The organism is Microbacterium sp. (assembly GCF_036277215.1).
Taxonomy (GTDB): Bacteria; Actinomycetota; Actinomycetes; order Actinomycetales; family Microbacteriaceae; genus Microbacterium.
Map to the genome: position 1 here is coordinate 1 of NZ_DASUNI010000134.1, position 11,468 is coordinate 11,468.

At 69.2% G+C, this 11,468-nt stretch carries 11 protein-coding genes, 4 tRNA genes and 1 pseudogene; 14 read left to right on the top strand and 2 right to left on the bottom strand.

The genetic code is table 11. The features are described 5' to 3' along the window. Together VFX99_RS06965 and VFX99_RS06970 are read left to right on the top strand one after the other, a co-directional pair. A pseudogene (locus tag VFX99_RS06965) lies at positions 1-395 on the top strand (ammonia channel protein); the annotation flags it as partial. 75 nt (positions 396-470) lie between these two features. After that, positions 471-1,022, top strand: a complete 552-nt coding sequence (locus VFX99_RS06970; RefSeq protein WP_329665582.1) for a type II toxin-antitoxin system PemK/MazF family toxin — start codon at positions 471-473, stop codon at positions 1,020-1,022. 13 nt (positions 1,023-1,035) lie between these two features. On the opposite strand, the gene VFX99_RS06975 is transcribed toward VFX99_RS06970, so the two are convergent. Beyond that, positions 1,036-1,108, bottom strand: a tRNA-Val gene (locus VFX99_RS06975). A 148-nt stretch (positions 1,109-1,256) separates the two neighbouring features. Between VFX99_RS06975 and VFX99_RS06980 the strand changes: the two genes are divergently transcribed. From VFX99_RS06980 to VFX99_RS07005, 6 genes are all read left to right on the top strand, one after another. Next, positions 1,257-1,329 (top strand) — tRNA-Gly (locus VFX99_RS06980). 56 nt (positions 1,330-1,385) lie between these two features. Then, a tRNA-Cys gene (locus tag VFX99_RS06985) sits at positions 1,386-1,459 on the top strand. 40 nt (positions 1,460-1,499) lie between these two features. Continuing rightward, positions 1,500-1,571 (top strand) — tRNA-Val (locus tag VFX99_RS06990). 244 nt (positions 1,572-1,815) lie between these two features. Then, a complete protein-coding gene (locus VFX99_RS06995) occupies positions 1,816-2,085 on the top strand; it encodes a hypothetical protein (RefSeq protein ID WP_329665583.1) in 270 nt (89 codons plus the stop codon). After that, a complete protein-coding gene (locus VFX99_RS07000) occupies positions 2,082-2,747 on the top strand; it encodes a DNA alkylation repair protein (protein ID WP_329665584.1) in 666 nt (221 codons plus the stop codon). Before VFX99_RS06995 ends, VFX99_RS07000 begins: the two co-directional genes overlap by 4 nt. A gap of 155 nt (positions 2,748-2,902) precedes the next feature. Next, positions 2,903-4,519 (top strand): helix-turn-helix transcriptional regulator, encoded by a 1,617-nt coding sequence (locus VFX99_RS07005; RefSeq protein ID WP_329665585.1) that lies wholly within the window; start codon positions 2,903-2,905, stop codon positions 4,517-4,519. Here the strand turns inward: VFX99_RS07005 and VFX99_RS07010 are convergent. Further along, complete coding sequence (locus VFX99_RS07010) at positions 4,472-5,605, bottom strand: NAD(P)/FAD-dependent oxidoreductase (RefSeq protein ID WP_329665586.1); 1,134 nt, start codon at positions 5,603-5,605, stop codon at positions 4,472-4,474. The two genes, VFX99_RS07005 and VFX99_RS07010, sit on opposite strands and share 48 nt — an antisense overlap. 351 nt (positions 5,606-5,956) lie before the next feature. On the opposite strand from VFX99_RS07010, the gene thrS reads away from it, so the two are divergent. From thrS to VFX99_RS07040, 6 genes are all read left to right on the top strand, one after another. After that, positions 5,957-7,975 (top strand): threonine--tRNA ligase, encoded by a 2,019-nt coding sequence (thrS, locus tag VFX99_RS07015; RefSeq protein ID WP_329665587.1) that lies wholly within the window; start codon positions 5,957-5,959, stop codon positions 7,973-7,975. Positions 7,976-8,002: 27 nt separating this feature from the next. Continuing rightward, positions 8,003-8,551 (top strand): HIT domain-containing protein, encoded by a 549-nt coding sequence (locus VFX99_RS07020; RefSeq protein WP_329665588.1) that lies wholly within the window; start codon positions 8,003-8,005, stop codon positions 8,549-8,551. Positions 8,552-8,639: 88 nt separating this feature from the next. After that, on the top strand, positions 8,640-9,554 hold the full coding sequence (gene pdxS, locus VFX99_RS07025; protein ID WP_329665589.1) for a pyridoxal 5'-phosphate synthase lyase subunit PdxS: 915 nt from the start codon (positions 8,640-8,642) through the stop codon (positions 9,552-9,554). A 19-nt stretch (positions 9,555-9,573) separates the two neighbouring features. Further along, positions 9,574-10,167, top strand: coding sequence for a pyridoxal 5'-phosphate synthase glutaminase subunit PdxT (pdxT, locus tag VFX99_RS07030; RefSeq protein WP_329665590.1), 594 nt, complete (start codon positions 9,574-9,576; stop codon positions 10,165-10,167). A 63-nt stretch (positions 10,168-10,230) separates the two neighbouring features. Continuing rightward, positions 10,231-10,773, top strand: a complete 543-nt coding sequence (locus VFX99_RS07035) for a DUF1697 domain-containing protein (protein ID WP_329665591.1) — start codon at positions 10,231-10,233, stop codon at positions 10,771-10,773. A gap of 29 nt (positions 10,774-10,802) precedes the next feature. Next, positions 10,803-11,468: YebC/PmpR family DNA-binding transcriptional regulator (locus VFX99_RS07040; RefSeq protein WP_329665592.1), on the top strand; the 666-nt coding region annotated here is incomplete at its 3' end.

The following is an 11,468-nucleotide window of genomic DNA, read 5'->3' on the forward strand; positions in this document are numbered from 1 at the left end:
CGTGCGCCTTCCTGACGCCGATCTGGGCTATCGTCCTCGGCCTCGTCGCCGGTGCGGTCTGCGCCCTCGCGATCGAGCTGAAGTTCAAGCTCGGCTTCGACGACTCGCTCGACGTCGTGGGCATCCACCTTGTCGGCGGTCTCATCGGAACGCTGTACCTGGGCTTCTTCGCCAACACCACCGGGCTCATCTACAGCGGCAACGCGACTCAGCTGCTGGTCCAGGCGATCGCGGCCTTCTCGGTGCTGATCTACTCGTTCGTGCTCGCGTGGATCATCGGCTTCGCCATCCAGAAGACGATCGGCTTCCGCGTCAAGAACGAGGACGAGATCGCCGGCATCGACACCATCGTGCACGGCGAAGAGGGCTACGTCCTCGCCGACTCGAGGGCCTGACCCGTACCTCAGCACAGGAGGCCCCGCGACTTCGGTCGCGGGGCCTCCTGCTGTGTCGGCCGTTAGTGTCTGAGTGTGACGCCACGAAGGGGAATGCTCGGGGCGCTGTCGCGCCTGTTCGGTGCTCAGCGCACGTCCACCACGGCTCCGCGCGTCGCCGTCGAGCCGCACGTCGCCCCTCCTGGTGGCGACGACGAGGTGGGCCGCAGCGGGATGTCGGCGACCGTCGGGGTCGACCCGCCCGGCCCGGCGGGGCTGCGCATCTCCTACGCGCCGGACCGCGATGGAGATCCCGACGCCGGCGAGATCGTGTGGACGTGGGTTCCGTACACCGAGAACGACGGCCGCGGCAAGGATCGCCCCGTCCTCATCATCGGGCGGCAGGACGCGACGCGCGTCTTCGCCGTCCGCCTGACGAGCAAGGCGCACGACGGCGAGCGGAACTTCCTGAGCATCGGCACCGGCCCGTGGGACTCTCGCGGCCGCCCGTCGTGGATCGACATCGAACAGCTCTACAGCGTGCACGACGAGGGCATGCGGCGAGAGGCGTCCGCATTGGATCGGGAGCGATTCGTCCGCGTGGCCGACGCGCTGCATCACCGTTACGGCTGGGCCGTCGAAGGGTGACGCGGCTTCGGGGTGGGCGATACCAGACTCGAACTGATGACCTCTTCCGTGTGAAGGAAGCGCGCTACCAACTGCGCCAATCGCCCGTGGCCCTGCGGGCCGAGTCTCGATCCTACCGGATGCTCCGGGCGCGAGCGACCGTGCGTGCGCGTGACACGCGCGCGCCCAGGCTGGTTTGGCGAGTCCGAATTCATCGGCTAAAGTCGTTCACGCGCCTGGAGCAATCCAGGAAACGCGGATGTAGCGCAGTTGGTAGCGCACAACCTTGCCAAGGTTGGGGTCGCGAGTTCGAGTCTCGTCATCCGCTCGAGTGCAGAGATCTCCTTTCGAGGAGATCACGGCACGTGGGGTCAAACCACACGCGGTGGCGTGGCCGAGCGGCTAGGCACCGGCCTGCAAAGCCGTTTACACGGGTTCGAATCCCGTCGCCACCTCCAGTTCCGCCCCCTTCACCTCTCAACTGAACAGCCTGAACAGGCGCGATTGGCGCAGCGGTAGCGCGCTTCCCTGACACGGAAGAGGTCACTGGTTCGATCCCAGTATCGCGCACAGAAAAACCCCCGGAATCCCGGGGGTTTTCTGCATTCGGCCATGAGCCGCGGATCGACGGCGGGACAGCCCTCGACAGTGATGTGCACCACACTCATCTGTTTGCGCACATTCTGCCGACGCAGCGCCTATGGTCGGAAGTGCCCGGGGATCCGAACCCCGGTCGGACGACGAGATCGCTCCTGGGGGAGCCGTCTCACTTGATCGTCCTACTGCGCGAGCAATGCCTCCATGAAGGAGGGCCATGTATCAGAGGACCCATCTCACCGCCGAAGAGCGCACCGTGCTCGGTCGTGTGAAACAACGCAACGATCGGCTCCGCCGTGCCGCGCGCACGAACGACGAGATCACGCGGGCCCGCAACGCCCGCCACCCGGACGGAACCAAGCGCTGCAACGGGTGCGGACGGGATCTCGAGTTCGACCGCTTCGCACCCTTCCCCCGCGAGCCCGACGGCTTGTGCACGCGCTGCCTGGACTGCCACCCGCCGAAGGGCATCGCACCGGCGCCATGACTGCGATCGTCGAGGATATCCGCACCGCGCTGCGCTCGTCGGCCGACCCGTCTCGCGCCCCTGGTCAACAGGCCTACATGAAATCCGCGATGCCGTTCCTGGGAGTGAGCGTGCCCGTCGTGCGGCGCATCGCGCGCGCGTCCGCGAAGGGGGCCGGCCCCATGGAGCCGGCAGGACTCCGGGATGCCGCCCGGACGCTCTGGGACGAAGCCGAGTACCGGGAGGAGCGATACGCCGCGACGGCGCTGCTCGCCGTCGGTGCGGCATCCGCGGATCAGGCCGTCGTGCCGCTCATCGAGCACATGGTGAGGACGGGGCGGTGGTGGGATCACACCGACCACCTCGCCCACCGCCTCGCCGGACTGCTGGACCGCGAGCCGGCCGCGACGGCGGCGCAGGTGCGGCGGTGGAGCACCGACGAGGAGATGTGGATCCGGCGGATCGCCATCCTTTCGCAGCTCGGGAGGCGCGAGCGCATCGACCTCGAGCTCCTGGCGGACGTGATCGCGCCGAACCTCGCCGATCCGGAGTTCTTCATCCGCAAGGCGATCGGCTGGGCGCTCCGCGAGTGCGCGCGAGTGCATCCGCAGTGGGTCCGGGAGTACGCCGAGGCCTCGGCGCTCAGTCCGCTGACTCGACGCGAGGCCCTGAAGCACCTCTGAGCCGGATGCTCCAGCGCAGCGACGCCGGATATCACGTGCGCCCGTCCATTGCCCCGCGAGGGCTTGTCGCCCTCGCCGCGTCGGCGTAGCGTGACCGGCATCCGCGAGGCACCCCAAGCGGCGGCGACCTCCAGCGGATCGGAAGTCGGACCGTCATGACTGCCGCTCTCGAGCTCGCGCGCGTCGCATACCAGGAGCACCGGTGGACCGCTGCCCGGGACGCGTTCGGCGATGCCCAGAGGAGCAGGCCTCTGCCGGCCCGCGACCTGGAACTGGCCGCCACGACCGCGTTCCTGCTCGGCCTCGAGAGCGAGGGTGTCGACACGCTCACGCGGGCGCACGAGGCCTTCCTGGCCGCCGACGACATCACCGGCGCCGCCCGATGCGCTGCGTGGCTCGGCATCCAGCTGACGAATTCGGGAAGCCGAGCGCGCGGCGGCGGCTGGCTCGCGCGGGCCCAGCGGCTCGTCCACGGACCCGGCGAGCCCGGGGACGCCGAGGGCTTCCTCCTGATTCCCCTGGGTCTCGGCTCGCTGTACTCCGGCGACGCCGACGGCGCGCTGCGGGCATTCGATCAGCTCGTCGACTTCGCGCAGCGCTTCGGCGACCGCGACATCCTCTGCCTCGCAAGGCTCGGGCAAGGCCAGGCGCGGGTCATGGCCGGTCAGGTGGAAGAGGGGATGAGCCTGTTCGACGAGGCCATGGTCGCCGTCACCGCGGACGAGATCTCGCCCCTGCCGGCGGGGATCGTCTACTGCGCTGTGATCGGCACGTGCCATCTGGCCTACGATCTGCGCCGCGCTCACGAGTGGACCGTCGCACTGGACCAGTGGTGCGCCGCGCGCCCCGACATGATCCCGTTCAGCGCCCAGTGCCAGGCCTATCGCGCGGCGCTGTACTGCCTCCACGGCGCCTGGTCGGAGGCATACGGCGCGGCGCTGCTGGCCGAGGAGCGGTTCGAGCGAGGCGACCGCGAGGCGGCGTACGGCGCGTTCTACCAGAAGGGCGAGATCGAGCGGCTGCGGGGTCAGTTCGAGGCGGCGGAGGCGTCCTACCGCCGCGCCGGCGAGACAGGATTCGAGCCGCAGCCGGGGCTGGCCCTGCTCTTCCTGGCTCGTGGTCACGGCGAGGTGGCGCTGGCTCTCATCCGGGGCGCCGTCGATGGCACCGATCCCGGAACGCGCCGGCGGCTGCTGCCCGCACTGGTGGCGATCGAGCTCGCTGCGGGACACCTCGCGGACGCCCGCGCGGCCGCAGACGAGCTGCGCATAGGCAGCTCTGACAGCCGGATGCCGATGCTGAGAGCCTCAGCCGGTCAGGCCCACGCTGCGGTGCTGCTGGAGGAGGGCGACGCGCACGGCGCGCTCGCCGAGGCCCGCCGCGCGAGCTCGCTCTGGCGCGACCTCGACGTCCCGTTCGAGCTGGCGCAATGCCGATCCCTGATCGCGCGCGCGCATCGAGTCCTCGAGGACGCCGCGTCCGCCGACGTGGAGTTCCAGGCCGCTCGAGCCATCTTCACGCAGCTGGGGGCCACCCCGAGCGTTCGGGAGCTGGACGTCGCGGGCAGGACGCCCGGCGACGCGCCACTGACGGGCCGAGAGGTCGAGGTGCTCCGACTGGTCGCGTCCGGCCTGACCAACAAGGCGATCGCGGCGGAGCTGTACCTCAGCGAGAAGACCGTCGCCCGGCACCTAGGCAACATCTTCGCCAAGCTGGACCTGGCGTCACGCGCGGCCGCGACGGCCTACGCCTACCAGCATCGGCTCGTCTGATCGCCGGCCGGCCGGAGCCGCGAGCCGCGACGCGAGATACCTCGCGTCGCGACGGACGCCGGGAAGTGTGGCGGAAGCCGCCGCGAACAGGAACTCCTGCCCGAGCAGATAGAGGCCGGGAACAGCCGACACCTCGCCACGCTCGTGATCGGGTCGCTGCGCGGACGCGCCCGGCAGGTCCAGGATGCCGAAATCCTCGCGGTAGCCGGTGCACCAGACCACGCTCGCGACATCGAGGATCCGTCCGTCGGCGGTGCGGGGGAGACCGTCGGCGACGTCCGTGATCCGCTGCACGCGCGTCACGCCGGCCGCGGCGAGATCGCGCAGCCGGGTGCGGATGAGCGGCGGCCCGCTGAACCGGGCAGCGGCCCTCCGGCCGACCGGGGTGGCCAGCGTGAGCACCCGAGTGCCGGCGAACCGGATCAGCGGCAGCGCGAACCGGGCCGCGCTCCGTCCGTGGCGGAAGGGCAGCTCACCCACCGGCTCGCCTGCGAGCAGCACCTCGCGGTCTGAGCTCAGCTCCAGGGCGATTTCCGCCCCGGAATTGCCCAGCCCGACGACCAGGACCGCGCCGGGACGCAGCTGGGCGGGGTTGCGGTAGTCGCTGGAGTGCACTTGCAGGATCGATCCGGCGATCCGATCCGCGAACACCGGAACGAACGGCACCTGCTCCGCGCCGGTCGCGAGCACGACGCTGTTCGACCGCCACCGCCGGCTGCCCGCCTCGACGAGGAATCCGTCGCCGTCTTGCCGAACGCGCTCCACCCGGATGCCGGTACGAACCGGGAGCGCGAATCGCGCCGCGTAGGCCTCCAGGTAGTCGGCCTGCTCGTCCTTGGTCGGAAACGCCAGCCGGTCGCCGGGGAAAGGCATCCCGTCCAGTCCGTCGAACTTGGCGGGGGTGAACAGCCGCAGCGAGTCCCATCGGGTCCGCCAGGCGTCCCCGACCCGGCTTCCGGCGTCGAGGATCACGAAGTCCCGCCTCGCTCGGACGAGGTGATAGCCGAGGGCCAGTCCGGCCTGTCCTCCGCCGATGATGACGATGTCAGCCGACTCGGCCGATGTCGGGAACGATCGAGTGTCCATCGCTCCGCCTCCTGTTCTGCGAGATGTCCATGTCTCGACGCTAGAAAGAAGCGCCCGCGGCCGAATCGGGCGGACGACCCATTCAGGCACGATGCGGATGGGCAGTTCTGCCCATCCCGAAAGGTCCGCTCGGCAGGCGATCGTTCTGTTGCGGTCGTCGGCGGTGCCGCTGCGCCGCCCGGATCGGCCGTCGGCTGCCGAACTAGACTGTGGGCATGGGATTGCGCCGGCTGCCGAATGCGACTTCCGTCGCTGCCGTCGGCACGCGAACGCTCGGCGCCTGAGCGGGCGGGGCGCGGTGCGCGCCCGAAGCTGAGTAGCCTTGATCCGAGCCACCCTCTGGAGAGTCCCTTGACTGACGCCGCCCTCCCGCCGGACGTGACCTATCCGGCCGACGGATTCGCCCTCTTCCCCGATCGCTCCGTCGTCGCCCTGCGCGTTCACGGCGAGCTGAAGGACCTCGCCACCACGATCCAGGAGACGGATGTCGTGGAGCCGGTCTCGATCGACAGCCCCGACGGGCTCGCGATCCTGCGCCACTCCGCAGCTCACGTCCTGGCGCAGGCGGTGCAGCGGATACATCCGCAGGCCAACCTCGGGATCGGGCCTCCGATCACGGACGGCTTCTACTACGACTTCGGGGTTCAGCATCCGTTCACGCCCGACGATCTGAAGGCCATCGACAAGGAGATGCAGCGCATCATCCGCGAGGGCCAGCGGTTCGTCCGTCGTGTCGTCAGCGACGAGGAGGCACGCGCCGAACTCGCGGCCGAGCCGTTCAAGCTCGAACTCATCGGGCTCAAGGGAGGCGCCGCTTCAGGCAGGGAGGCGGCCGAGGGGGCCTCTGTCGAGGTCGGCTCCGGCGAGCTCACGATCTACGACAACGTGAACCGCGACGGCGAAGTCGTCTGGAAGGACCTGTGCCGGGGTCCTCATCTGCCGAGCACCCGAACGATCGGAAACGGCTGGACGCTCACCCGAATGGCGGCCGCGTACTGGCGCGGCAGCGAGAAGAATCCCCAGCTGCAGCGCATCTACGGAACGGCCTGGCCGTCGAAGGACGAGCTGCGTGCCTACCAGCAGCGGCTGGAGGAGGCGGCCAAACGCGACCACCGCCGGCTCGGCAAGGAGCTGGACCTGTTCTCGTTTCCCGACGAGATCGGTTCCGGGCTCTCGGTCTGGCACCCGCGCGGCGGAATCGTGCGTCAGGAGATGGAGCAGCACGCGCTGCGCCGCCATCGCGACGCGGGGTACACCTACGTGTACACGCCCCACATCACGAAGAAGGACCTGTTCGTCGAGTCCAACCACCTCGTCACCTACGCCGAGGGCATGTTCCCGCCCATCCACATGGACGAGGAGCGGGACGAGAGCGGTGAGATCACCAAGCACGGCGTGGACTACTACCTCAAGCCGATGAACTGTCCCATGCACATCCTGATCTACCGGGAGCGCGCCCGCAGCTACCGCGATCTGCCGATGCGTCTCGCCGAGAACGGCACGGTCTACCGCAACGAGCTCTCGGGCGCGCTGCACGGATTGACGCGCGTGCGCGGGTTCACCCAGGACGACGCCCATCTGTTCGTCACGCCCGAGCAGCTCGAGGGCGAGGTGGCGGACGTCCTCGAATTCGTGCTGTCGCTGCTGCGCGACTTCGGTCTGAGCGACTTCGAGCTGGAGCTGTCGATGCGCGACGACGAGAAGGCGAAGTGGATCGGCGATGAGGAGCATTGGGCCGAGGCGACCGACGCGCTGCGGCGGGTGGCTCTTGCGAGCGGCCTGAAGCTCACCGAGGTGCCGGGCGAGGCGGCCTTCTACGGCCCGAAGATCGACCTCAAGGTGCATGATGCGATCGGGCGCACCTGGCAGCTGTCGACCGTGCAGCTGGACTTCAACCTGCCCGAGCGGTTCCACCTCGAGTTCACCGACCGCGACGGGGCCAAGAAGCGGCCCGTCATGATCCACCGTGCACTGATGGGCTCGATCGAGCGGTTCTTCGCCATCCTGCTGGAGCACTATGCCGGCGCATTCCCGGTGTGGTTGTCGCCGGTGCAGGTGGTGGGCATCCCTGTCGCCGAGGAGTACTCGGAATACCTGGTCGAGATCGTCGGGCGGCTCAGGCGCGAGGGCGTGCGCGCGGAGGTCGACCACAGCGACGATCGCATGCAGAAGAAGATCCGCACCCACACCACCCAGAAGGTGCCGCTGCAGCTCATCGCCGGCGAGCAGGATCGCGCCGCCGGCACGGTGTCGTTCCGCTTCCGCGACGGCTCGCAGGAGAACGGAGTCCCGGTCGAGGACGCGGTGCGGCGTATCCGCGACGCGATCTCCACGCGCGCGCTCGTGAACACGGGTGAGGATCTCGCGTGAGAACGGCGCGCGTCGAAGGGCACGCTGGTGACTGACGACCGCGAACTGCCGCTGGAGGAGGCCGCGGCGCTCGTCGGCGTGCCCGACCAGTTCCAGCGACTGTGGACACCGCATCGGATGGCATACATCCAGGCGGGTCCGCAGCCCCTGCGTGACGCGTGCCCGTTCTGCGCGGCTCCGGACATGTCGGACGAGGACGGATTGATCGTCGCCCGCGGCCGCACCTGTTACGTGCTGCTGAATCTGTTCCCGTACAACTCCGGCCACCTCCTGGTGTGCCCGTACCGCCACATCTCGCAGTACGACGAAGCCACCGCCGAGGAGGTCACCGAGATCGGCGCCCTCACGCAGCGCGGGATGACGGTCCTGCGCGCGGTCTCATCCTGCGACGGGTTCAACATCGGCATGAACCAGGGACACGTCGCCGGCGCGGGCATCGACGGGCACCTGCACCAGCACATCGTTCCGCGGTGGACCGCCGACGCGAACTTCTTTCCGATCATCGCGAAGACGAAGGCCCTGCCCCAGCTGCTGGGCGAAGTCCGCCGCACCGTCGCCGACGCCTGGCACGCCTGACCCCGCATCGACTGCCCGGTCCAGCCGCCCGCCGGTGGCTCGCTGCCGCGGCGGGGGCGGCGTCCGAGCCGAACTAGAATCGATTCTTATGACTGACAGCACCACCGCCTCCTCGCACGCCCCCCAGCACGGATCGAGTCGCGTCAAGCGCGGCCTCGCGGAGATGCTGAAGGGCGGCGTCATCATGGACGTCGTCACCGTCGAACAGGCTCGGATCGCCGAGGACGCCGGAGCGGTCGCGGTCATGGCGCTCGAGCGCGTTCCGGCTGACATCCGCGCGCAGGGCGGCGTCTCGCGCATGAGCGACCCCGACATGATCGACGGCATCGTCGAGGCGGTCTCGATCCCGGTGATGGCGAAGGCCCGCATCGGGCACTTCGTCGAGGCGCAGGTGCTGCAGGAGCTCGGTGTCGACTACATCGACGAGTCCGAGGTTCTCTCGCCCGCCGACTACGTCAACCACATCGACAAGTGGAAATTCACCGTTCCGTTCGTCTGCGGGGCGACCAACCTGGGCGAAGCCCTGCGCCGGATCAACGAAGGCGCGGCGATGATCCGCTCCAAGGGCGAGGCCGGCACGGGCGACGTGTCCGAGGCGACCAAGCACATCCGCAAGATCTCCGGCGAGATCAATCACCTCCGCTCGCTGACCAAGGACGAGCTGTACGTCGCGGCCAAGGAGCTGCAGGCGCCCTACGAGCTGGTTGCCGAGATCGCCGAGACCGGCAAGCTCCCGGTGGTGCTCTTCGTCGCCGGCGGCGTCGCGACCCCCGCGGATGCCGCGATGATGATGCAGCTGGGCGCAGACGGCGTCTTCGTCGGATCGGGCATCTTCAAGTCGGGCAACCCCGCGCAGCGCGCTGCCGCGATCGTGAAGGCGACCACCTTCTACGACGACGCCAAGGTCATCGCGGACGTGTCGCGCGGCCTGGGCGAGGCGATGGTCGGCATCAACGTGACCGACCTCGCCGCACCGCACCGCCTCGCCGAGCGCGGCTGGTAGCGGCGGACCGGTCGCGAGCGTGTCGAAACGGCCTCGCGTCGGTGTGCTCGCGCTGCAAGGCGACGTGCGTGAGCACGCACGCGTCCTCGCCGACCTCGGCGCCGATGTCGATCTCGTGCGCCGCCCCACCGAGTTGGCGGACGTGCACGGACTGGTGATCCCGGGCGGCGAGTCCAGTGTGATCGACAAGTTGTCGCGCGCCTTCGGGATGCAGGGGCCCATCCGCGAGGCCATCGCCGCCGGCATGCCCGTCTACGGGACGTGTGCGGGGCTCATCCTCCTGGCCGATCGCATCACGGACGGCATCGAGGGTCAGGAGACCTTCGGCGGTCTCGACGTGACGGTGCAGCGCAACGCGTTCGGCGGTCAGGTCGAGTCGTTCGAGACCGACCTCGACGTGCCGCTGCTCGGGGACCCCCCGGTGCACGCCGTCTTCATCCGCGCGCCGCTCGTGCTGACCGTCGGAGCGGGCGTCGAGACCGTCGCCAGCCTCGACGACGGCCGCGTGGTCGCCGTCCGCCACGGGACGCTGCTCGGCACGTCGTTCCACCCGGAGGTCACCGGTGAGCGGCGGTTCCACGAGGTGTTCCTCGATACCGTGCGCGCCGCCTGACACCAGAGGCGTCCCAGGCTAGCGTTCTGCCATGCGTGCGAATCCCGACATCCGGCGGCCCCGGTGACCACCGCATGGGTCGCGCTGCTTCGCGGCGTGAACGTGGGCGGGGTGACGATCCGAAATGCGGACCTGACCGCCCTGATGCGCGACGGACTCGGCTTCGCCGAGGTGCGCACCGTGCTCGCCAGCGGCAACGTCGCGTTCGAGACGGATGCCGCCCCGTCGAAGCGCGCGAAGCTGAAGTCCTCGATCGAGGATGCACTGCGCGAGCGCTTCGGCTACGACGCGTGGATCGTACTGGTCACGGCGGCAGAAGTCGAGAAGGCGATCGCGGCGTTCCCCTTCGACGCGGCGGTCGCCGAGCGCCAGCCATGGGTGATCTTCGGTTCGGACGAAGCCGTGCTCGACGAGCTGACCGATCTAGCCGCCGCCCTCGACCCCGTCGCCGACCCGGTCGCGCGCGGTGCCGGCGTCCTGTACTGGAACCCGGTGAAAGGGACCACGCTCGGCACGCCCTTCGCGAAGCTGCTCGCCCGGAACGCGTACCGGTCATCGACGACGAACCGCAATCTGCGCACCCTGCAGAAGATCCTCGGACGGTGAGGGTGCGCCCGGCCCCGTAAACTGGAGGCATGTCCGGCCACTCCAAGTGGGCGACGACGAAGCACAAGAAGGCGGTCATCGACTCCCGCCGCGCCAAGTCGTTCGCCAAGCTCATCAAGAACATCGAAGTCGCCGCGAAGATCGGCGGCGCCGATCTCGCGGGCAACCCCACCCTGCAGGACGCCGTCCAGAAGGCGAAGAAGACCTCGGTCCCCAACGACAACATCGATCGCGCCATCAAGCGCGGTGCGGGGCTCACCGGCGAGTCGGTGGACTACCAGACGATCATCTATGAGGGGTACGGCCCGAACGGCGTCGCCCTCCTGATCGAGTGCCTCACCGACAACCGCAATCGCGCAGCGGCCGAGGTGCGGACAGCCATGACCCGCAACGGCGGAACCATGGCCGATCCGGGCAGCGTGGCGTACAACTTCCACCGCAAGGGCGTGATCGTGGTCTCCGGCGAGGGGACCAGCGAGGACGACGTCATGCTGGCGGTGCTCGAGGCGGGGGCCGAGGAGATCGAGCCGCACGCACAGGGGTTCGAAGTGGTCACCGAAGCCTCCGACCTCGTTCCCGTGCGCTCGGCGCTGCAGGAGGCGGGCATCGACTACGAGTCGGCGGACGTCGAGTTCGTCCCGTCGCTCAAAGTCGAGGTGGACGCCGACACGGCCCGCAAGGTCTTCCGCCTGATC

Coding starts and splice junctions, on each gene's coding strand:
- VFX99_RS06995 (WP_329665583.1), top strand. CDS start 1,816: ATGTATCAGAGGACCCATCTCACCGCCGAAGAGCGCACCGTGCTCGGT.
- VFX99_RS07000 (WP_329665584.1), top strand. CDS start 2,082: ATGACTGCGATCGTCGAGGATATCCGCACCGCGCTGCGCTCGTCGGCC.
- VFX99_RS07005 (WP_329665585.1), top strand. CDS start 2,903: ATGACTGCCGCTCTCGAGCTCGCGCGCGTCGCATACCAGGAGCACCGG.
- VFX99_RS07010 (WP_329665586.1), bottom strand. CDS start 5,605: ATGGACACTCGATCGTTCCCGACATCGGCCGAGTCGGCTGACATCGTC.
- pdxS (WP_329665589.1), top strand. CDS start 8,640: ATGACTGACAGCACCACCGCCTCCTCGCACGCCCCCCAGCACGGATCG.